The organism is Radiobacillus sp. PE A8.2 (assembly GCF_045635475.1).
Classification (GTDB): Bacteria; Bacillota; Bacilli; order Bacillales; family Amphibacillaceae; genus JBJGXI01.
In genome coordinates this window covers 93,599-114,639 of the sequence record NZ_JBJGXI010000006.1, presented here as the reverse complement: position 1 = coordinate 114,639, position 21,041 = coordinate 93,599, and the positions used below count along the sequence as shown (strand labels likewise).

Below are 21,041 nucleotides of genomic sequence, written 5' to 3'. Positions count from 1 at the left end.
TCACTGTGTTGTTGACATTGGCGGACACCACAGCTCTTATCTGTGACAAAAGCTTCATATTTAGAATTGTGCGGCCTCCAGTGCGCTTATTTGAATAAAATGCTTTTTATTGTATGCTGTATGTAGCAAATAAGGTCTCTGGTGGCCGACAAATAGTTAAAACTGGCTTTTCAGGCAAAATAAGGTCTCCTGTGTCCGCGAAATTCTTAGCCTGCTTTTTGTGTTCTAGTCACAGACCAGCTATCGGTGCTCTCCACGGAGATAACGTATTTTTCACAGCAAGATTATGCCGCTGTATATATCAGTTATCAAAAGCAACAAAGATTACAATAAGAACCTCTAAAAAGAAAAACGCATGAGAATAATCTTACATTTTCCCATGCGCTGCTATTAGAAGAGAGATACACTCTCCCCTATAGTTATTATCCTCTCAACTCTGCGCCATGTGCTTCTTTCACAGCTTCTAGAATTGATTGATAAGATTGTTCTACTTCTTCGTCTGTAAGTGTTCTTTCTGGATCCAAATACAGCAAATTAAAGGCTAGTGATTTCTTACCTTGCTCAAGGTGTTCCCCTTGATATACGTCAAATACTTCTACTTTTTTGACGAGTGCTCCACCTGCTTGTTCGATCGTTTGTTGAATGTCTCCAGCTAAAAGATTTTCCTCTACGACTAGAGCGATATCTCTAGACACAGATGGGAAGCGTGGTATTTTAGCAAAGCTTGGCTCACTTTGACGCGCTTCTACTAGCGCTTCGAAATCAAGATCAAATACGTACGTATCTTTTAAATCAAATTGATTTTGCACAGCCGGATGTACCTGACCGATGAAACCAATCGGTTTTTCCCCGATCAATACTTGTGCCGTTCTGCCCGGGTGCATATCATCAATTTTTACTTGCTTGTAGGAAGCGGTAATTGCTAATTTATCAAACAATCCCTCGACAATTCCTTTAACAACATAAAAATCGACTGCTTTCTTTTCTTGCTGCCATGGATGGGTAACCCATGCACCAGTTAAAGCACCAACTAATCTGTGCATTTCCTTTGGCTGTTTTGTAACCTTCTCTTCATCTGTTACAAACACCGTACCTATTTCATAATAAGCTACATTCTGCTCCTTACGAGCTGAGTTGTAAGCCATAGAGTCAAGTAGCTCTGGTAAAATGCTAAGGCGAAGGGTGCTATGTTCTTCACTCATTGGCATCGCTAATGCTACGGATGAGACTGCTTGCGCTTTGATTTCTGGGCTCACTAATAATTCAACACGGTCTTTGCTAGTTAAGGAATAAGTGATCGTTTCCATAAGCCCTGCACCTTGTAAGTAATGCTTCACATCGCGCTTTAGCTGCTGCACTTCTGTTAACCCACCAGCTTGTGATTCGCCTTGTGGTAAGGTAAACGGAAGGTTATCGTAGCCATAAATACGAGCAACTTCTTCCAGCATATCTTCAAAAATCGTAATATCCTGACGGCGAGTTGGCACTTTCACCGTAAACAGTTCACCATTCTGTTCAAAAGTAAAGTTGAGTTTACGCAAAATGTCAGCAATTTCTTGATCCGCAATTTCCGTTCCAAGACGATCATTTATTGTACTTGTTTTAATTTCTACGACTTTTTCCGTCTTATCTAGTTCATCAAAAGCAACGACTCCATCTAGCACTTTACCATTTGCATATTTGCTTAATAGTAAACTTGCACGTTTCCCAGCACGAAGTACGCGATCGGGATCGACACCTTTTTCGAAACGTGTACTAGCTTCACTACGTAGGCCATGATCTTTAGATGCCGTTCGTACCGCTTTCGAGTCAAAGTATGCTGCCTCAAGTAACACGGTTGTTGTTTGATCCGATACTTCAGAATCTGCTCCGCCCATAACTCCAGCAAGTGCGGTTGCTTCCTTGCCATTCGTAATAAGGAGGTGTTCATTTGTTAGGGTGCGCTCCTGATCATCCAAGGTTACCATTGTCTCACCTTGATTGGCGCGACGTACAACGATTTCCTTGGAACTGAACTGATCGTAATCGAATGCATGTAACGGCTGGCCGTATTCTAATAACACATAGTTGGTAATATCAACTACATTATTTATCGGACGAATCCCAGCTGCCATTAAAGCGTTACGCATCCAAAGCGGTGATGGACCAATTTTGACATCTTTAATAACAAACGCGCCATAATACGGATTCAGTTCAGGTGCTTCTACATTGACCTTAATATAGTCAGCTGCTTGCTCAGTTACCGTATCAGGCTCTTCTTCTGGTAATATCACTTCCTTATCCAGAATAGCAGCTACTTCATAAGCAACACCTAGCATGCTTAGTGCGTCTGAACGGTTTGGCGTAAGACCTAATTCTAAAATGGCATCATCTAGATTTAATAGCTGTAATGCATCTGCACCTACTTCTGCATCTGCTGGAAAAACAAAGATTCCTTCTGCAAACTCTTTCGGTACAAATTTTTCCTCAATGCCAAGCTCCTGCAAGGAACAAATCATACCATTCGATTCCACGCCACGCAGCTTAGCTTTTTTAATTTTAAAATTCCCAGGCAATACTGCACCAGGCTTAGCAACTGCTACTTTTTGTCCTTGGGCGATATTCGGAGCACCACAAATAATTTGTAATACTTCTTCTCCAACATCAACTTGGCACAAATTTAGTTTGTCAGCATTCGGATGCTGTTCACACGTGTTAACATGTCCAACTACAACATTCGAGCTTTTAGCAGCAATATATTCAATGCCTTCGACTTCGATCCCTGATTTTGTAATTTTTTCTGCTAACGCTTCAGGGGTAATATCATCTATATCTACGTAATTTTTCAACCAATTTAATGATACAAACATAACAATTCGCTCCTCCTTTACACCTTATGATATTGCTTTAAGAACCTAACATCGTTCGTATAGAAATGACGGATGTCGTCGACACCATACTTGAGCATTGCTATTCTTTCTGGTCCCATACCAAAGGCAAATCCACTATATACGTTCGGATCATAGCCACCCATTTCTAATACATTCGGATGGACCATTCCTGCACCAAGGATTTCGATCCAACCGGTGCGTTTACATACAGAACAGCCTTCTCCATGACAAACTTTACAAGAAATGTCCATTTCCACGGACGGCTCTGTGAATGGGAAAAAGCTTGGACGTAAGCGAATTTCTCTTTCTTCGCCGAACATCTCTTTGGCAAAACGATTAAGAACACCTTTTAAATCACTCATCCGAACGTTTTTATCAATCAACAGACCTTCTACTTGCGTAAATTGATGGGAGTGTGTCGCGTCATCTGTATCACGTCGGTACACTTTTCCAGGACAGATCATCCGCACTGGCTTGCTGCCACCATATTCCTTCATCGTTCTTGCCTGTACTGGTGATGTATGTGTTCTGAGCAATAATTCCTCTGTAATATAGAAAGAGTCTTGCATGTCGCGTGCCGGATGTCCTTTTGGTAAATTTAATGCTTCAAAATTGTAATAGTCTGTTTCCACTTCTGGTCCTTCTTTAATTTCAAAGCCCATACCAATAAATAAATCTTCAATTTCCTCAACAATCGATGTTAACAGGTGTGGTCCACCTACAGGGATTGGTCGGCCTGGCAACGTGACGTCAATCGTCTCTGTTGCTAATTTCTTTTCCAATTCAGCTTTTTCCATGTCTGCTTTCTTTGCATCCAAAGCTGATGCAATTGCTTCTCTTACTTTGTTAGCTAATTCACCAATAACAGGTCGCTCTTCTTTTGAAAGCTTACCCATACCACGTAATACTTCAGTTATTGGTCCTTTTTTCCCAAGATAAGCAACACGAACATCTTGTAAATCGGTCAGTGTTGTTGCTTTCTCAACCTTTTCAATCGCTTCCGTTTGTAGTTCTTGTAAACGTTCTTTCATGTTTTTAACCTCCTTATTTTGTCAATTTCATAATAGTAATTTTTAGCCATTTACATCCGCATATAGTTGGGTAAAACCGTTCCCAAACTATATGTGAATGCAACTAGCTGCGTAAGGAAATTATGAAATTGACTTATGTAAAATGAGAAAATGCAAAAAAGCCCCGCCCCTAAAAAGGGACGAGACTTATCATATCGCGGTACCACCCTCGTTGACACAAAGAAATATTGCTCTATGTATGTGCCCACTTGTGCTTTGATAACGGAACATTCCGGAACACCTTTACTTGCTATGCAAGGTCCTAGTGTCGGCTCCAGAGTGAAGGTTCAACAATTACTTCGATAGAAATGCTCGCAGTCTATGGCACTTCTTCCCTACAATCGATCAGGTAATTATTTACTAGCTCTTTCAACGCCTAATTTTATTCGCATTTTTACTTATTATAGAAAAACTTGTTGAAACATGCAACCTTAGACAGGAACTTTTTTGAAAATAAGCTCTTATTAACGCTTTTATTGGTTATGATTGGCTACATAATACATTAATATTCCAGAAGCAACACTTACATTCAATGATTCTGCTTGTCCGTAAATCGGAATTTTAATAAGCTGATCAGACTGCTCAATCACAGCTTCAGCAATTCCTTCTCCTTCATTGCCGAGAATTAAAGCAACTTTGTCTGGTACTGCAACCGTATGATACGGAACGGCACCTGTTAAGGTAGAAGCCCAAACATCGAAGCCTTCACCTTGGAGTTCTGGTATTTTTTCCAACAAGTTTGCCTGGAAAATCGGCAAGTGAAACAGGGAACCTTGCGTTGCACGAACCACTTTTTCATTGTATACGTCTACTGTACCTTCCCCGAGCACAATCCCATCAAATCTTGCCGCATCTGCAGTGCGAATCAGTGTACCGAGGTTGCCTGGATCTTGTACAGAATCGACAATAACTATCCTTTGAAAGCTAGCCCAACTATGTTGCTTCATACCGACAACCGCTGCGATGCCTTGTGGTGTTTTCGTTTCCGCTATAGCTTGAAAAACATTATCGGTGAGCTCATGTACTTCTATATCTTGAACATAATCCGGTACTTCCACTCCTTGCTGTACTATCACTTCTTGAACGTTCCATTGACTTTTTATCGCTTCTTCTACTAAATGAAAACCTTCCACAAGGAATACCCCTTGTTTTTGTCTTTCCTTTTTCATTTTTAATTTTTTCCATTGCTTCACTTTGTTGTTTTGTACTGACGTTATCACCGTGATCATCCTCTATCGTAAATTCTTTTCTAATCATACATATTTCTTACCCATAAGGTCAAACTAATCTCAAGTAATAAATTTCGATTATGAGGTGAACAACTGTGGATTTAAATTTAAGAAAAGCAATTTTAGCTAACGTAACAGACAACAATCCAGAACAATTAGAAGCGACAATCGTAGATGCCATCCAAAACGGTGAAGAAAAAATGCTTCCCGGACTAGGCGTTTTATTTGAATTAATTTGGGAAAACTCCGACGACAGTGAAAAGCAAGAAATGATTGCAACATTGGAAAAAGGTGTTAAGCAAGTGCATTAAAATACTTATAAGTAGGCTGTTCACTATGTGGGCAGCCTGTTTTTAATTTGGCTTTCATTTTCTGAAATACAGTGAGATTCATCTTGAAAGGGGTTTTAGATGACAAGGAGGGGATACATTAGCTGTAGTGGATAACTATTTGAATTGTTTCTGTGTGATTAGATTTAGCGTTTTTAAAGAATTTCTATTAACTCAATCTTTATTTGGGTCTACGGTGTAAAATATATGCGCACTCTCCGTGTTATTGGCAAAATAACATGCTTCGATTGCGACAATGTTTTCCTCATGTTACGCTTTACCATCTTTCACCTCATTTAAAAAATCTTTAAAGTTTTCTTTATTTCGAAGATACGATGTGAATTCTGGGTCTCTTTCTTGTCTAGCTTTTTTAACTTTTTCTACGATTACTTTATTCTCAGATATTGCTCTTGTCATTTTTTCTATTCTGTCTTCACTTATGTTGCAAAGTTCAATATTATTATTCGTAAGCACTGATCCATAATCTTCTTTAATGATTTCTATGATATCCTCCACATCGGCATCATTGCTCCTAAGAAAACTATCTAGTTGTTCTTTGGTAATTTTACTCATAAATTAACACCTACCTTCGTTTAATTATAGCATAAATCTTATCAGGCCGGTGCCTGTTAGTTACCGATTAGTTTAATCCATATTTTGCGAAATTAATCCAGATTGCACTAGCAATACTTCCACAAATCTGTTTTGAAATCATTCATAACAATGCTAGCATAGAACTATCCAAAGATACTTTTTCTGTTAGCTTGCCTTGATAAAATTTTGTTTTGTTTATAATTGGATTTTAATCCCATTTTAGTTTTTACAATTAATATTAACCAAATATATCTTGAAAAAAGTTTTTAATCCTTATTTCTTCTTCGAACGTTACGTCACTCTTTTGTTCGCCGATTAATATATCAGAAAAACTAAATTGCGAAGTATAGGTCCCGTTTTTCACTTCTCGTATTGGATAATCGATACTATATTTTGCAGTTTCATTTTGGACAATAGTACCTGTATTGTTCGGCTCAATAGCAATATCATGTTTTTCAAAAAACGTCCTAATTATCCCTTATCTCCAAAAGTGTTATACTAAAAACAGGACGACAATATAGCGAGAAGGTGATGCTATGAACCGGATAATCTTATTTGATGGTGAATGTAATTTTTGTGACAGTAGTGTCCAATTTATTATTAAGAGAGATCCAAAAGGTTATTTCAAGTTTGCTTCTCTTCAAAGTGATATCGGACAGCAGCTGTTAAAAGAGCATAAGGTTGACGCGGATATTAATAGCTTTGTTCTTGTCGATGACGACAGCTGCTATTTCAGATCTAGTGCAGCGTTGCGGGTGTGCAGACGTTTAAAAGCACCTTGGAAAATTTTTAGCACCCTAATAATAGTTCCACGTCCAATCAGAGATTATTTCTACAACATTATTGCAAATAATCGTTATAAATGGTTTGGAAAAAAGGACAGCTGTACGCTTCCACCACCTGAAATAAGAAAACGATTTTTATCTTAAAGAACAAAAGCGCAGAGCGCCGGTTAGCGACGTACGGACTGGACTGAACCGTAGGACCAGAGGAGGCTTCGAAAGCTTTACTTCGCACGAAGAAAATTGTTCTATATTTTCGAGGAGATAAAGGAAACACGGTGAACGAAGTGAATCGATGTTGACTTATCGTGTCATGAGGTGAGGGAAGTCTCGCTAGTCGCTGGCGCTCGGAGCTGGCCGTGGCTAATGCTTAATGTTATCCATATTTAGTATATTTTATAATTTCCTTTGCAATAAAAGGCTAGAACCACGTTCATGGTTCTAGCCTTTTTCATAGGATAGGAAAGTATAAAATTTGCGCAGGTGTCTAGCTCCGAGCGCCAGAAACTAGGCGACTTCACGAATCGCCCTGCGATAAGTCATCATCGATTCAAGTTTTATCGAAGGTCGACTAAAAGCGGACTTGTCGTCCAACGTCGACATACCCCTTACGCGGGGCATGATTCCTTTATCTCAGTCGATTCTGAAGTCGCTACGTTTCTCGGGCGGCGCTCTGCGCTTTTCTTATTTATCCAAATGTAATTTCTTTTACTTTGTCTGCGTCTAGCTTTTTAATCACTTCTACGATTAGTTTAACAGCATTGTCAAAATCATCGCGGTGAAGCATCGCTGCATGCGTGTGGATGTAACGTGTCGCGATTGTGATAGATAGTGCTGGTACGCCATTCGCTGTTAAGTGGATAGAACCTGAGTCTGTTCCACCACCAGCAAGAGATGCATACTGATATGGGATTTTCTTTTCATCCGCTGTATCAATGACAAAGTCACGCAAGCCTTTATGTGAGATCATTGATGCATCGTATAAAATAATTTGTGGACCGTCACCCATTTTGCTATCTGCTTCTTTATCGGAAACTCCAGGAGTGTCTCCAGCAATACCTACATCAACCCCAAAGCCGATGTCTGGTTGGATCAGATTTGTGGAAGTCTTCGCACCACGTAATCCAACCTCTTCTTGTACGGTTCCAACACCATAAACGACGTTCGGATGCTTTTCTCCTTTTAACTGCTTTAATACTTCAATAGCAATCGCACAACCGATACGGTTATCCCATGCTTTTGCAAGAAGTAACTTTTCATTTTTCATTTGTGTAAACTCGAAATAAGGAACAACGCTATCACCAGGACGAACGCCAAATTCCTGTGCCTCTTCTTTGCTTGAAGCACCGATATCAATAAACATATCTTTAATATCTACTGGTTTTTTGCGTGCTTCTGGAGGTAAAATATGCGGTGGTTTAGATCCGATAATACCTGTTAGATCACCTTTACGCGTTAAGAGCGTTACTCGTTGCGCAAGCATCACTTGGCTCCACCAGCCACCTGTTGGTTGAAAGTATAAGTATCCTTTATCATCAATACGAGTGACCATAAAGCCTACCTCGTCTAAGTGTCCAGCAACCATAATTTTCGGTCCATTGTCTTGACCAACTTTTTTAGCAATTAAACTGCCAAGGTTATCTGTATACACTTCATCAGCGTAGGGAGAGATATACTTTGTCATAACGTCTCTTGCTTCTTTTTCATTACCAGGGATCGCTCTGGCATCTGTTAATTCTTTTAACATTGTCAAAGATTCATCTGTTTTTGCCATATGTATAGTCCTCCTTTAATCCTTCTCACTAGAATTATAGCCTTTTTTGCACGATTTAACAAAAATTAGGTTTTCAATAACCTTGATCTTGTCTCTCGTGATTTACTTTATTTTTGTCCTCATAGGCTGCTTGTATACTTCCCTCATCGAAGCCTAATAAACTACCCAGTTCCACGTATGTAAAAAAGAGTTGATGGTAAATTGCTTTACTCGGTTGTTGTTTGAATGCTATGATTTTCTCATAAACTTGTTGGAATTTTGTTGTTAGAGATTCCGTATCACTTGGCGTATTTATTGATTCATATTGATAGCCTTTGTCGAGCCCAAGGGATAATATAAAATGGAGTCCATCTACATATTCTTCTAGGATCACTGACCTTTCGCTTGCAGGCTTGGTGCTCCAAAATTTAAAGCAACGCGTTTCGTTGGCAAGCTCGCCTAGCTCTACGAATAAGGCAAGTATCTTTTTTTCAAATAAATCGCTACTATGTAATTTGTGATTTGTTGCTATATAGGCATCTAACTGTTTTTGCATCGAAAATAATTGGTTCCAATCCATGTTTAAGCTCCTTTTTGAACATCTATTACAACTTTTTTTCAATTATAACATGCAAATGTGAAACCAATTAAGTATCTGAATCGTATATAAGGCGAATCAGCTGATTAGGGAGTCGAGGCGTATGGTTTTATTATTATTATTTCGCATATTAATTATCGTAGCGATGGTATTGTTGTTATACACGGCGTATAAATATATCATGAATCCAAAGAGAAAATTAGAAGTTGCTAAGGATAAAAAGCAATTCTATTTTCTAGATTATCCAGACAACATAAAAAAGAACTTTTTCATGACATACAAGGGCTTTGTTTTTGAAGGGGAAAAATACTTAGGTACGACCGAGAATTCCTTTGATGTTATCAATATTAGTGTTCGTGCGCATCGTCCTGGAGAGTTAAAGGGGTTAGAGAGAGAGGATTTATATTTCTTAGAACAAGAAATATTAATTCGTTATCCTTATGCCAAAGTGGAATGGATCTATCCTGTAAACAAATTAATTATAACAAAAATGTAACTGGCGCTAGTTTTAAGCGCCAGTTTTTACGTTGAAAAAGTCGTCCCATTTATAAATAATTTCTTTTCTTCTCATTAAATAGATGATTGGCAGTAAAGCAAATAAAAAAGCAACCATTAACATAGGCGAAAGACTCGAAAGCCATCTTCCGAAAAAAGTATAAACTACTGCTATTGGAATATTAGAAAAGAGTGATGACCTCATATAGTCTTTGAAATCATGTGAGGCCTCTAAAATACATAATGATAATAAATGAAAATGTATAAACGGTATTAGCCTTAATAAAGCAATCTGTGACGTTGTTAATTTAGCATCCTTTCCAAGCAACTTTGCTTTTAGTCTGCTTAGCCTATCATACATTTTAGGCATTTTCCGTACCATCCCGTAAAAGATTAAGCTAGAAAGCGTAATCCCAATCACAGAATATAGCGTACCCGCCACTGCACCAAACATAATCCCTCCAGAGATACAAATAAACACAACAGGAAAAAAGAAAACAGGTCTAACCAAGTGGAAACCTATGAATAACAAGGGGGCAAATAGTCCACCTGTCTCGATGACGGCCAGTAAATAGGTACCCAAGTATTCCATAGTAGCCTCCTTAAAGATGTGTCTTCTTAAATACATATGACAATAGACGAGCCTTTATGACAGAAAATTTAAGTACAAGCTTATATTTTACAAAGCATTAGATTCAGTAAATAGCGCTAAAGTGCCCTCACCCATCAAAAAAAAGCATCCTTATGCCAGAACTACATAGCAAAACACTGCCCTCCTAATTGAGCAGTGCTATGCATGCTTATATATCTTACCTAAACGTTCTCCTAATCTACTAAGTATTTCATTCGAAATTGTCCCGCACTTTGCTGCAACGTCCTCACACTGTATTTGCATACCACCATCTATACCGATTAAAGTAACAATATCATTAGCCTTCACTTCATTTATATGTGTAACATCAATCGTAAATTGGTCCATACAAATACGACCAATTATAGGCGCTTTTTGTTCATGAACTAGGACATACCCGTTTCCTTCAGCTAAATTTCTAGGAATACCATCTGCATACCCTATTGTAACTGTGGCGATTTTCATGTTGCTGCTTGCTGTGTATTGACGGGCATAACCAATGCTTTCTCCTGCATCGATGTTACGTATACTTGCAATCCTCGCCTTCAGAGCTAAAACAGGCTTCAGCGCCACTTCGGCACGCGTTTTATCGTTGGTGCTTAAGACACCATAAATAGCAATTCCTGCACGGGCATAATCACAAGGCAATTCCGGATAATTCAAAATTCCATAACTTCCTTGAATATGAACCTTACCTACAGAACACCCCTTTGATCGCAAATCCTTGAGTGTATCAAAAAAGCAGGTGATTTGTTTGTTTGTGTATGAAACATCATTAGAGCTCAAACTATCTGAGTCAGACAAGTGTGAAAAAACTCCTTTTACGATTAGATTTTCACAATTATAAATATGCTGTATTGCTTCTATATCAGTAGCACACACACCAAGCCGGTGCATTCCTGTATCGATTTTTATATGTACTTTTATTTTATAGCCGCTCGCATTCAATGTTTCAGCATGTGTCACGTCAACCACTGTTTGGGTTAATCGATATTGGTTAAGACAAGGAATATCCCTTGGATTTGTGTAGCCTAAAATTAATATTTCCCCTTTTACACCATGCGTGCGCAAGTTTACTCCTTCTGCAACTGTCGCAACGGCGAAGACATCGATCCCGGCACGATTAAGTGCTTTTGCCACTGGGATATCACCGTGCCCGTAGGCATTTGCTTTTACAACTGCCATTAGCTTTGACTGGTTCGGCAGTATACCTTGCAGTGATAATACGTTGTGGTGCAATGCGTCCAGATCGACTTCAATCCATGCTCGGGAATCGCTAGCAGGGACTTGCTTTTGTAGCCTTTTCCAGACAAATAATAATAGCAAGGCAGCAATAAACGAAAGAATACTGACCGCAGCATAGTGGATCACTGAATTTGTCACGAGTATTGCTTGTTGCTCAATTAACTTAGCAACTCCCCTTACGATCACAATCATCCACGGATGAATAATATAAATAATCAACGATAAGCTGCGTAATTCTTTATTACTTCTTCCAGGCACTTGTTGTAGAACAAGAAATAAAAAGTACATACATGGCACAAGCATAACGTACATGCTATCATGCCGTTGTAAGGAAAAACTGTCTAATAACAGTCCTTCTGCAAGCAGGAAAACGGTAGATAAAAATAAACCAATGCTACTTTTAAACAATGAAAGCTGCAGCTTCTGACGGCTTATTAGAGCACCAATGACTAAAAAAATAGGTACGTAAAATAGTCCGTTTCTTGTATAATCCGCGATGTTAAAGATTGCTTCATATATCCCTTCTAGTATATTGATATTTTCGATTAGCCCATAATAACTATCTCCCAACAGTCCAACTAAATAAAAGAAGGAGGCAATGATGAGCATAGGTAATAGCTTTATTCGCACCATTATTATTGCAACAAGCGGTACACCTAATAGTAATGCCGGTAAGTACCATAAATGATAAAACGTACCGTTAACAAGAATATCTTTTACAACCTGATCAAAAACAATTGGATTATTGAAATAGCCAGCATACATATTTAATGGTAAATATAAAATAATACTAATTAAATAAATCACAGCTATTTTTTTACAAAAGCTTACTAAATATTGTTTGTCTCCATTCTTTATATGGGAATACATAAAGTATCCCGTAACCATAATAAAGAAAGGAACTGCTACTCGACCAATAATACATGTCAAAATAAAATCAGCAGAAGCACTATACGAAATGAGTGGAGATGTATGAATCGCAACAATGAGAAGGGCACTAATCAAGCGAAATTGATCTAACATACCTACTCGATTCGTTTTCTTCATACCGAATGCCTCCATATTGTTACGATAAAGCCATCGACGTTATTTCCGGAAATTTGAAAGTTCTCTGTTGGCACTACAATCCTTGTAATCTTGCTATCCGCTTTTACATAAAATATTTCTAATTGCTTATCCGCTTGCTTGATAACATAGTGATTTTCTTCGTACTGATAATTTTTAATAAATTCGATATATTCTTCTAAACATAGATCATGTTCTTGCATCACGGTAGCATGTGGATAACCGACGTAGCGAAAATGCCACGGCTCGTGGGCGATACCAGTAATTGCTACCTTCTCTTTTCCATAACGTTCGATGAAGCCATACTGGGCTGCATGCTGACGAAATATACCACAAATACCTGAGTACGGAAAATTAGGGCGGATAAAATCAATCGTCTTTGCATGTTCCGCTAAATCAATCGCCATACCGGTCTGATGCTCACTACATCCGGGATAAGCGATATATTGCTTAGTAAACACGCTGCCATGCTCGACTAGTGAATCATTATATAGCTTTTCTTGCTCCGCATAGCTTCGATATCCACTCACAGGTACAATTTCAGTTGCACCATCAATCGATTGTAGTAATTGCGCTAGCATATTAGCAGTTTTTCTTTCTAGTAAAATATACTCGTGCTTACGATCGACTGGCATAAGCTGCATTTGTTCATGAAGGATTTGGTCCTGAATTGGAAATTTGCGATTGACTAATATTAAGTCTCCTTTGTATATGTCCTTATAGTCCACATGTAACCGTCTCATTTTTCCAAACCTAACTGAATTAGCTTGTCTATCATATCGGTAAACGCCAACCCAGCACCTTTCATCATATTTGGATAGCGGCTATGCGTTGTAAAACCAGGAAACGTATTCACCTCATTAAATACAATTTGCATATCTGGTGTTAAAAACATATCAACTCGAGCTAACCCACAACATCCGAGTGCACGATAAATAGTCACTGCTGCTACTTTTATTTTTTTCACTACTTCTTGCTCAATTGGAGCAGGCATATGAATTTTTGACGTCTTCAATGTATATTTCTCTTCATAATCAAAAAATCCATCTTCTAACTCGATACAATCAATTTCTCCAAGCATAAGGTCATCGTTTCCAAGGATTGCACATCCAACTTCAAACCCATCTATATTTTCCTCGATGATTACTCGAGAATCATGATAAAATGCATCCACAACCGCTTTCGCAAGCATCTGTTCCTCGATCACTTTCGTAATACCAAAAGATGACCCTGCTCGTACCGGTTTGACGAACAATGGATAAGATAACTTCTCACACCGGTTGATTAGCTCTAATTCACTTGGCAAGCTGTCCAAAACTATCGCCTTAGCTGTCTGAATTCCTGCTAGCTCTACCAATTTGTGCGCTCGATCCTTGTCCATACATAAAGCAGAAGAAATCGTATCACAGCCAACAAAAGGAATGCCGGCAAGTTCTAACAATCCCTGCACAGTTCCGTCTTCTCCGTTTATCCCGTGTAAAATCGGGAATACAATATCAATCTTCGTTTCTTTTATGTTTCCATACTGAATTTCTACAATCTTGTTGCTATGTCTGTCCGGTGAAAACATCACGGGTACGCAATTTACTTCATCAGTTTGCCAAGTATCTTTCTGAACATCTACCGCATCTCCGTAGTACCTGAGCCAAGTGCCGTCTCTCGTGATACCAATCAATATCGTTTCATATCTTGTTTCATTCATGTTACTGATCACGGCATAAGCGGATTGTAAGGAAACATCATATTCAGATGAACAACCACCAAACAACAGAACTACTCGTTTTTTTGCTATCATTATTAAAACTCCTTTTATTTGTGTTTTCATATAAAAAAACCACTATCTGGTTCAGTACATAAATCGTACCAAATCAGATAGTGGCTTTTTTTTGTTTTTTATAGAGGAAAACGTATGTTTTTCATAATAAATTCTTACGATTTCCCTACGGACGGAATGGTAAATAAACATTAAATTCGATCGTTTCATTTTCACTGGAAGCTGTTATCGTTCCATTATGTAATTCAATAATCTGTTTCGCGATCGCAAGGCCTAAACCAGCCTCGCCCGTTTTCGTTGAACGAGCATTGTCAAGGCGATAAAATTGTTCAAAGATACGATTTAGCTTATCTTTCGGGATCGTATTTCCTTGATTTTTAAAACATAACGATACGCCCTCTGGTTCTTTTGTTGCTAAAATAGAAATGACACTGTTCTCAAAGCTGTAAGTAATTGCGTTACGGATAAGGTTGTCAAACACCCTTTGGATTTTTTCGATATCACATTTAATTTCTATATCCGCTAGCATCTCAAGCTCGTACTGTATGTTTTTATGTTTAAACAATGGCGTGAATTCATATGCGATTTGTTCAATCATTCTTGTTAAATTCACGCTGCTTGTCTCCAAACTTAGCTGGCTTAGGTTAAAACGGGTAATCTCAAAAAATTCATTAATTAGATCTTCTAGACGTTCCGCTTTTTGTAAAGAAATCGATAAGTACTTTTGCTGAAGCTCCGGCGAAATCTGCTGTTCATCTCTAAGTAACGTGAGATACCCGATGACAGATGTTAGGGGTGTTTTTAAATCATGTGCAAGATAAACAATTAAATCGTTTTTCCGCTGCTCGGCTTCTCTCGCAAAACGGGCATTACGATTTGCTTCTTGTTTTATTTGATTCATACGATCTTCTACTTGCTTCAATTCAACTGGCAGATGAATTAACGTATCGTTCGTATCAACAAGCTGGTTACTTGCCGCTGCAATTTTGTCAATAAATCCTAATGTCCTTTTCCAATAGATCAGAAAGATGACAGCAAAACAAACTAACCAAGATGAAACTAATAATAGTATTTCGTTCCCATTCAATATTCGGTATAGTAAATCTGATGCATACCAAGTATATTGGGAAAGAAGTAGTTGACCTGCGAAAAGGCAGAAAATTAATATAACGGTAACAATGAATAATGTAATAAAAAATTGTGTGAAAATCGTCATTGTTAACTGTCGACCTGATAAGTGCTTTGTTTGATTACTCAATCGTGTAGCCAACCCCCCACACCGTTTTAATAAATTTCGGTTTTCTTGACGGCTCATGCATTTTTTCTCGTAATCTACCAATGTGAGCCATCACAGTATTATTGTTATCTATGTATTTCTCACCCCATACCGCTTCAAATAACTGTTCTGATGAGATCACTTTTCCTTTATTTTCACACAAATACCATAAGATGGAGAATTCAATCGGCGTTAATTGTAGTTGCTTCCCGAATAGCGTGCATTTATGTGTAACTTTATTTATCGTTAGTCCGGAAAAATCATATTCCAATGTTGTTGCTGATGCTTTTGCATTATCTGTATCATGGGAATTATAACGAGTATATCTCCGCAATTGTGCTTTTACACGTGCCACCATTTCCAACGGATTGAAGGGCTTGGTTATATAATCATCAGCGCCAAGTGTCAGTCCGGTAATTTTATCTAAATCCTCCACCTTGGCTGTCAGCATAATAACAGGATAATGATATTTTTCTCGAATCCTTTGGCAAATTGTAAAACCATCTAAATCAGGTAGCATCACATCCAATATTGCTAAATCTAGTTGATTACCATCAATGTAATCAATTGCCTCTTTTCCTGAAGAACAAGTTAGAACAGTAAATCCTTCATTTTTTAAATATAATGTAACTAAATCAGCGATTTCTTTTTCATCCTCGACAACTAATATATTAGCAGGCATTTGTTCACCTCTATCCCTTTGATAGAATTATTTATTTGGTTGCTAATAGACACTTAATGATTATCATATATCGCGGTAAAATCATTTGTAAAGCCATTATAACGAGAATTATGAGAGGAACATAAATGAAGCATTCTCCGTATAAGAATGCGATTCGATCCGTGTGTAAAAACGAGCGATGTTTGCTCTAGCTCTGAAAATAATAAACTAGCAAACCAATCTGAACAATACTCAGCAACGGCACCCCATATTTAAACTGTATATGCTTCGTCTTATGCCTAAAACCACTCATCCCGACCCAGCTGCCGGTTGCGCCTCCAATAATGGTAATCGTCCAAATTGTTTTTTCTGAAATCCGCCATTCCCCGCTTTTGGCTCGCTTTTTATCGATACCCATTACTGCATAAGCTACTATATTAATAATAACAAAATAAATAAGCATTGCTCGTACCTCCATAGCTATGTATAAGTGAAACTAAATTTTTACTTCTTTATAAACAGAATATTTTCATATAGTTTACTGCTTCTTAAACTTCAAACTTGAAATAATATGCGACGTAGTTTGGAGAATGCTAGGACCGCTCCGGAAATCCACTTCGCTGCTAACGGGATTTCTCCTTACGTCGGGTGATTGGAGCTCCAGGCAGTCGACTCCTTCGGGACAGCGCGAGCTGAAGATCCACTAGAGAAGCGCACTATGGGACTGCGATTACTCGTCCCACCGAAAACATTTGCTTCTGAGTTAGCTGAAGCCGTGCCTGTTTAAAGAAAAGCGCTTTAAACTAGCGAAAAGCGACTGCCTGGAGCGGAAATCACGAGCACTACACTACGTCGGAGTTTAGGATATTTCCCGCAATAACATCAATCTATAAAAAAAGAGACCATTTCTAGTCATTGCTAAAAATAGTCCCTTCTTTTAATTCTATTTACTTAAGCGCAGATTTTGCTTGGTCAGCTAATTGTGCAAATGCTTGCTCATCATGAATAGCAAGATCTGAAAGCATTTTGCGGTTTACTTCGATGCCCGCTTGCTTTAAGCCAAACATTAGACGGCTATAAGAAAGGCCATTCATACGTGCTGCAGCATTAATACGTGCGATCCATAATTTACGGAAATCACGTTTTTTCTGTTTGCGGTCACGGTATGCATATTGACCTGATTTAATAACTTGTTGTTTTGCAACTTTAAATAGAGCATGTTTCGAACCATAATATCCTTTTGCTAACTTTAAAATACGTTTACGACGTTTGCGTGTAACTGTTCCACCTTTAACACGTGGCATAGTAATTCCCTCCTAGTATCTATCGAAACCCGAATTGGTGTTAGATTATTTTACTGGTAACATTTGTTTGATGCGTTTGTAATCCCCAGCAGAAACTGTAGTACTCTTACGAAGTTTACGTTTTTGCTTAGTAGATTTGTTTGCAAATAAGTGACTAGTGTAAGCGTGGGAACGTTTTACTTTCCCTGAACCTGTTCTTTTGAAACGTTTTGCAGAACCTTTATGAGTCTTCATTTTTGGCATGAGTAGTTCCTCCTTGTTAGCTATACCTGAACATTCATATATGAGTGCTCTATCTTATTTTTCATTTACAGGCGCTAGCATTAAGAACATGCTGCGACCTTCCATTTTCGCTTTTTGCTCGACTGTACCAACGTCTTTACATTGTTCAGCCATACGCTCAAGAACTTCTTGACCGATTTCTTTATGGGTAATCGCACGTCCACGAAAACGAATAGATGCTTTCACCTTGTCTCCTTTTTCAAGGAACTTCCTTGCATTACGGAGCTTCGTATTGAAATCATGTTCTTCAATTCCTGGGCTAAGACGTACTTCTTTTACGTTAATAATTTTTTGCTTTTTACGAGCTTCTTTATCTTTCTTTTGTTGTTCGAAACGAAACTTACCATAATCCATGATACGGCATACTGGTGGTTTTGCATTCGGTGCCACCAATACTAAATCAAGTTCTCTCGTTTGAGCAATTTCCAACGCTTCTTGGCGAGATTTAACACCAAGTTGATCCCCATTAGAATCAATGAGACGTACCTCACGTGCACGAATTTTCTCATTGACATTCATATCTTTGCTAATAATCAGCCACCTCCAAATTTTTTTGAAACAAAACGTGACCTTTCATCGACAAGCTTGTTGTGAAAACATAAAAATAGTGTCGGTACATACTGCACCCACACGTCTCCCGAACAATCAGAATAGTGACCTGTCAACAGCATACGATGCGTCAATCAGGTGAGAAGCGGGTGCTTCTACTTGTCTCAGATCAATTATTTAATTTCACTTAGAATATCTTATCACATATAAAATACCATGTCAAATGGATGCACTGAATTTTTAGCAACATAGAGAATTATACATAAAAGCTAGACAACATGCAAGAGGAAATTTTTATAAAAGGTTCGCTTCAGACATCTTGTCCAAAACGAACCTTTTTTATAGCTAGTTTATTTTTTAAGCGACTTACCTTCTACTTCTGCTTTTATAGCGGCTATAAATGCTTGTAATGATAACGTTTCTGAATCTTTCTCACCATAACGTCTCACATTTACACCATCCGCTTCCATTTCTTTATCACCAACAACGAGGGCAAATGGAATTTTTTGCACTTGTGCTTCACGGATTTTATAGCCTATTTTTTCTTCACGCTCATCTACTTCGACGCGGATACCTTGGAAGCGTAGCTGATCTTCCACTTTTTTCGCATAATCAAGGTGAACACCTGCAGATACAGGAATAATTCTCGCTTGAACTGGTGCCAACCAAGTTGGAAATGCGCCTTTGTATTCTTCAATTAAAAAGGCAACAAAGCGTTCCATTGTTGAGACAACACCACGGTGAATGACAACTGGGCGGTGCTCCTTGCCATCCTCACCAATATACGTGAGGTCAAAACGCTCAGGTAAATGGAAGTCTAATTGTACGGTTGATAGCGTCTCATCCTTACCTAAGGCTGTCTTCACCTGTACATCTAGCTTTGGACCATAAAAGGCTGCTTCTCCTTCTGCTTCCACGTAGTCAAGCTCCATGTCCTCCATTGTTTCCTTCAGCATCGCTTGTGCCTTTTCCCACATTTCATCATTGTCCACATATTTTTCTTTATCCTCAGGGTCACGATATGATAATCGGAAGTAATAATCATTAATTCCGAAATCCTTATATACATTTTGAACAAGCTCAACGACTCGAATGAATTCATCCTTCAGTTGATCTGGACGCGCAAAAATATGTGCATCATTTAACGTCATCGCACGCACACGTTGCAAACCTGCTAATGCGCCGGACATTTCATGACGGTGCATCGTGCCAAGCTCAGCAATACGTACAGGCAGATTACGATAGCTGTGCAGCTGATTTTTATACACCATCATATGGTGCGGACAGTTCATCGGTCTTAATACTAAATCTTCGTTGTCCATTTCCATTGTCGGGAACATATCATCTTTATAATGATCCCAGTGCCCACTTGTTTTATAAAGCTCAACACTACCTAACACTGGAGTATAAACGTGGTTATAGCCTAAGCGTTCTTCTAAATCAACGATATAACGCTCTATATTACGGCGAATCGTCGCACCCTTTGGTAACCAGAGTGGAAGGCCTTGTCCAACTTGTTGTGACACAGTGAAAAGCTCCAGTTCTTTACCAAGTTTACGATGATCCCGCTCTTTTGCTTCTTCACGTAGTCGTAAATACTCCTCTAGCTGGCCTTTCTTTTCAAACGCTGTTCCATAAATACGTTGCAACATTTTATTTTTACTATCTCCGCGCCAATAGGCACCAGAAATACTTAACAGCTTAAATATTTTTATTTTACTCGTTGACGGTACATGGACACCACGACACAGATCAAAAAACTCGCCTTGCTCATAGATCGATACTTGCTCCCCTTCTGGAATTGCATCAATCAGCTCGAGCTTCAGATCGTCACCAATCGCTTTAAAGCGTTCGATCGCTTCTTCTCTCGGTACGTCTTTTCTTACAATTTCTAAATTTTCATCAACAATCCGCTGCATTTCTTTTTCGATTGCTGGTAAATCCTCAGGTGTTAAGGACTCTTCCATATCAATATCATAGTAAAAACCATTTTCGATAGTTGGCCCAACACCAAGACTAACATTCCCGTACAAGCGTTTAATTGCCTGTGCCATTAAATGGGCTGTAGAGTGTCGCAACACTTCAATCCCTTCGCTCTCACGATACGTTAAGATCTCAATTTTACCGTCACTAGTTAATCCAGTACGTAAATCATAAGACTCGCCATCTAATTTAATCGCCAACGCTTGTTTTTTTAAACCTGGAGAAATCGAAAAAGCTATTTCTTCTCCAGTTGTTCCTTTTGGAAACTCTTTAACAGCGCCATCGGGAAATGTAAGGTTAATAATCTCTGACATTTGTTCCACTCCTCTTTCTTATAAATATAAAAAACGCTCGTCCCTAGCTTAAAAAAGCTAAAAGGGACGAGCGTTAACTCGTGGTTCCACCCAAATTTCTCGCAAAAACGTACCTTGCGACTCATTAGCATCTGTAACGTAGATGATACGCTGCAATCTACTTCAAATTCAAAAGCAGGGTTCAGAGGTGGTAATTGTATGCGGATATACAAGGAAGCTCACAGCCAAAAGACTTCC

General features: G+C 38.6%; 20 protein-coding genes and 2 other annotated features. Of the genes, 3 read left to right on the top strand and 17 right to left on the bottom strand.

Annotation, left to right across the window (positions count from 1 at the left end):
- Nucleotides 1–422 precede the first annotated feature (422 nt).
- The 3 genes from pheT to ACI6MV_RS05420 all read right to left on the bottom strand — a co-directional run bounded on the left by pheT (nt 423) and on the right by ACI6MV_RS05420 (nt 5,160).
- Nucleotides 423–2,849, bottom strand: coding sequence for a phenylalanine--tRNA ligase subunit beta (gene pheT, locus ACI6MV_RS05430; protein ID WP_407269117.1), 2,427 nt, complete (start codon nt 2,847–2,849; stop codon nt 423–425).
- A 17-nt stretch (nt 2,850–2,866) separates the two neighbouring features.
- A complete protein-coding gene (gene pheS / locus ACI6MV_RS05425; RefSeq protein ID WP_407269115.1) occupies nt 2,867–3,901 on the bottom strand; it encodes a phenylalanine--tRNA ligase subunit alpha in 1,035 nt (344 codons plus the stop codon).
- 172 nt (nt 3,902–4,073) lie between these two features.
- Nucleotides 4,074–4,322 (bottom strand) — a binding site (T-box leader).
- A 91-nt stretch (nt 4,323–4,413) separates the two neighbouring features.
- Nucleotides 4,414–5,160, bottom strand: coding sequence for a TrmH family RNA methyltransferase (locus tag ACI6MV_RS05420; protein ID WP_407269113.1), 747 nt, complete (start codon nt 5,158–5,160; stop codon nt 4,414–4,416).
- A 104-nt stretch (nt 5,161–5,264) separates the two neighbouring features.
- Here ACI6MV_RS05420 and sspI point away from each other — a divergent pair, with 104 nt between their 5' ends.
- Complete coding sequence (sspI, locus tag ACI6MV_RS05415) at nt 5,265–5,480, top strand: small acid-soluble spore protein SspI (RefSeq protein WP_407269111.1); 216 nt, start codon at nt 5,265–5,267, stop codon at nt 5,478–5,480.
- A gap of 288 nt (nt 5,481–5,768) precedes the next feature.
- Here sspI and ACI6MV_RS05410 read toward each other — a convergent pair whose 3' ends face one another.
- Nucleotides 5,769–6,071 (bottom strand): hypothetical protein, encoded by a 303-nt coding sequence (locus ACI6MV_RS05410; protein WP_407269110.1) that lies wholly within the window; start codon nt 6,069–6,071, stop codon nt 5,769–5,771.
- 557 nt (nt 6,072–6,628) lie between these two features.
- Between ACI6MV_RS05410 and ACI6MV_RS05405 the strand changes: the two genes are divergently transcribed.
- Nucleotides 6,629–7,021, top strand: coding sequence for a thiol-disulfide oxidoreductase DCC family protein (locus ACI6MV_RS05405; RefSeq protein ID WP_407269109.1), 393 nt, complete (start codon nt 6,629–6,631; stop codon nt 7,019–7,021).
- Nucleotides 7,022–7,562: 541 nt separating this feature from the next.
- On the opposite strand, the gene ACI6MV_RS05400 is transcribed toward ACI6MV_RS05405, so the two are convergent.
- Nucleotides 7,563–8,648 carry a M42 family metallopeptidase gene (locus tag ACI6MV_RS05400; protein ID WP_407269108.1) on the bottom strand — a complete coding sequence of 362 codons (1,086 nt, stop codon included), beginning with the start codon at nt 8,646–8,648 and terminating at the stop codon, nt 7,563–7,565.
- Nucleotides 8,649–8,721: 73 nt separating this feature from the next.
- Nucleotides 8,722–9,207 carry a dUTP diphosphatase gene (locus ACI6MV_RS05395; RefSeq protein WP_407269106.1) on the bottom strand — a complete coding sequence of 162 codons (486 nt, stop codon included), beginning with the start codon at nt 9,205–9,207 and terminating at the stop codon, nt 8,722–8,724.
- A gap of 121 nt (nt 9,208–9,328) precedes the next feature.
- Between ACI6MV_RS05395 and ACI6MV_RS05390 the strand changes: the two genes are divergently transcribed.
- The gene (locus ACI6MV_RS05390) at nt 9,329–9,721 is read left to right on the top strand and encodes a sigma-w pathway protein ysdB (RefSeq protein ID WP_407269104.1); all 393 of its coding nucleotides are present in this window, start codon (nt 9,329–9,331) and stop codon (nt 9,719–9,721) included.
- A gap of 12 nt (nt 9,722–9,733) precedes the next feature.
- Here the strand turns inward: ACI6MV_RS05390 and ACI6MV_RS05385 are convergent, their stop codons facing one another.
- The 11 genes from ACI6MV_RS05385 to thrS all read right to left on the bottom strand — a co-directional run bounded on the left by ACI6MV_RS05385 (nt 9,734) and on the right by thrS (nt 20,804).
- Nucleotides 9,734–10,312, bottom strand: coding sequence for a TVP38/TMEM64 family protein (locus ACI6MV_RS05385; protein ID WP_407269102.1), 579 nt, complete (start codon nt 10,310–10,312; stop codon nt 9,734–9,736).
- 198 nt (nt 10,313–10,510) lie between these two features.
- Nucleotides 10,511–12,643: a serine racemase VanT catalytic subunit gene (vanT, locus tag ACI6MV_RS05380; protein WP_407269099.1), complete on the bottom strand. Its 2,133-nt coding sequence runs from the start codon at nt 12,641–12,643 to the stop codon at nt 10,511–10,513.
- A complete protein-coding gene (locus tag ACI6MV_RS05375; RefSeq protein ID WP_407269097.1) occupies nt 12,640–13,404 on the bottom strand; it encodes a M15 family metallopeptidase in 765 nt (254 codons plus the stop codon). Before ACI6MV_RS05375 ends, vanT begins: the two co-directional genes overlap by 4 nt.
- Nucleotides 13,401–14,453, bottom strand: coding sequence for a D-alanine--D-serine ligase VanG (gene vanG / locus ACI6MV_RS05370; protein ID WP_407269172.1), 1,053 nt, complete (start codon nt 14,451–14,453; stop codon nt 13,401–13,403). The genes ACI6MV_RS05375 and vanG overlap by 4 nt, the downstream gene beginning before the upstream one ends.
- Nucleotides 14,454–14,601: 148 nt before the next feature.
- A complete protein-coding gene (locus ACI6MV_RS05365; protein ID WP_407269096.1) occupies nt 14,602–15,693 on the bottom strand; it encodes a sensor histidine kinase in 1,092 nt (363 codons plus the stop codon).
- Nucleotides 15,686–16,393 (bottom strand): VanR-ABDEGLN family response regulator transcription factor, encoded by a 708-nt coding sequence (gene vanR, locus ACI6MV_RS05360; RefSeq protein WP_407269094.1) that lies wholly within the window; start codon nt 16,391–16,393, stop codon nt 15,686–15,688. The genes ACI6MV_RS05365 and vanR overlap by 8 nt, the downstream gene beginning before the upstream one ends.
- Before the next feature lie 187 nt (nt 16,394–16,580).
- On the bottom strand, nt 16,581–16,835 hold the full coding sequence (locus tag ACI6MV_RS05355) for a DUF1294 domain-containing protein (protein ID WP_407269092.1): 255 nt from the start codon (nt 16,833–16,835) through the stop codon (nt 16,581–16,583).
- A 484-nt stretch (nt 16,836–17,319) separates the two neighbouring features.
- The gene (gene rplT, locus ACI6MV_RS05350) at nt 17,320–17,676 is read right to left on the bottom strand and encodes a 50S ribosomal protein L20 (RefSeq protein ID WP_407269090.1); all 357 of its coding nucleotides are present in this window, start codon (nt 17,674–17,676) and stop codon (nt 17,320–17,322) included.
- Nucleotides 17,677–17,721: 45 nt separating this feature from the next.
- A complete protein-coding gene (gene rpmI / locus ACI6MV_RS05345; protein ID WP_407269088.1) occupies nt 17,722–17,919 on the bottom strand; it encodes a 50S ribosomal protein L35 in 198 nt (65 codons plus the stop codon).
- 54 nt (nt 17,920–17,973) lie between these two features.
- On the bottom strand, nt 17,974–18,477 hold the full coding sequence (gene infC / locus ACI6MV_RS05340; RefSeq protein WP_407269087.1) for a translation initiation factor IF-3: 504 nt from the start codon (nt 18,475–18,477) through the stop codon (nt 17,974–17,976).
- A gap of 76 nt (nt 18,478–18,553) precedes the next feature.
- Nucleotides 18,554–18,674 (bottom strand) — a sequence feature (ribosomal protein L20 leader region).
- A gap of 183 nt (nt 18,675–18,857) precedes the next feature.
- Nucleotides 18,858–20,804 carry a threonine--tRNA ligase gene (thrS, locus tag ACI6MV_RS05335; protein ID WP_407269085.1) on the bottom strand — a complete coding sequence of 649 codons (1,947 nt, stop codon included), beginning with the start codon at nt 20,802–20,804 and terminating at the stop codon, nt 18,858–18,860.
- Between the last annotated feature and the right edge of the window lie 237 nt (nt 20,805–21,041).

Coding starts and splice junctions, on each gene's coding strand:
- pheT (WP_407269117.1), bottom strand. CDS start 2,849: ATGTTTGTATCATTAAATTGGTTGAAAAATTACGTAGATATAGATGAT.
- pheS (WP_407269115.1), bottom strand. CDS start 3,901: ATGAAAGAACGTTTACAAGAACTACAAACGGAAGCGATTGAAAAGGTT.
- ACI6MV_RS05410 (WP_407269110.1), bottom strand. CDS start 6,071: ATGAGTAAAATTACCAAAGAACAACTAGATAGTTTTCTTAGGAGCAAT.
- ACI6MV_RS05405 (WP_407269109.1), top strand. CDS start 6,629: ATGAACCGGATAATCTTATTTGATGGTGAATGTAATTTTTGTGACAGT.
- ACI6MV_RS05400 (WP_407269108.1), bottom strand. CDS start 8,648: ATGGCAAAAACAGATGAATCTTTGACAATGTTAAAAGAATTAACAGAT.
- ACI6MV_RS05395 (WP_407269106.1), bottom strand. CDS start 9,207: ATGGATTGGAACCAATTATTTTCGATGCAAAAACAGTTAGATGCCTAT.
- ACI6MV_RS05390 (WP_407269104.1), top strand. CDS start 9,329: ATGGTTTTATTATTATTATTTCGCATATTAATTATCGTAGCGATGGTA.
- ACI6MV_RS05385 (WP_407269102.1), bottom strand. CDS start 10,312: ATGGAATACTTGGGTACCTATTTACTGGCCGTCATCGAGACAGGTGGA.
- vanT (WP_407269099.1), bottom strand. CDS start 12,643: ATGAAGAAAACGAATCGAGTAGGTATGTTAGATCAATTTCGCTTGATT.
- ACI6MV_RS05375 (WP_407269097.1), bottom strand. CDS start 13,404: ATGAGACGGTTACATGTGGACTATAAGGACATATACAAAGGAGACTTA.
- vanR (WP_407269094.1), bottom strand. CDS start 16,393: ATGCCTGCTAATATATTAGTTGTCGAGGATGAAAAAGAAATCGCTGAT.
- ACI6MV_RS05355 (WP_407269092.1), bottom strand. CDS start 16,835: ATGCTTATTTATTTTGTTATTATTAATATAGTAGCTTATGCAGTAATG.
- rplT (WP_407269090.1), bottom strand. CDS start 17,676: ATGCCACGTGTTAAAGGTGGAACAGTTACACGCAAACGTCGTAAACGT.
- rpmI (WP_407269088.1), bottom strand. CDS start 17,919: ATGCCAAAAATGAAGACTCATAAAGGTTCTGCAAAACGTTTCAAAAGA.
- infC (WP_407269087.1), bottom strand. CDS start 18,477: ATGAATGTCAATGAGAAAATTCGTGCACGTGAGGTACGTCTCATTGAT.
- thrS (WP_407269085.1), bottom strand. CDS start 20,804: ATGTCAGAGATTATTAACCTTACATTTCCCGATGGCGCTGTTAAAGAG.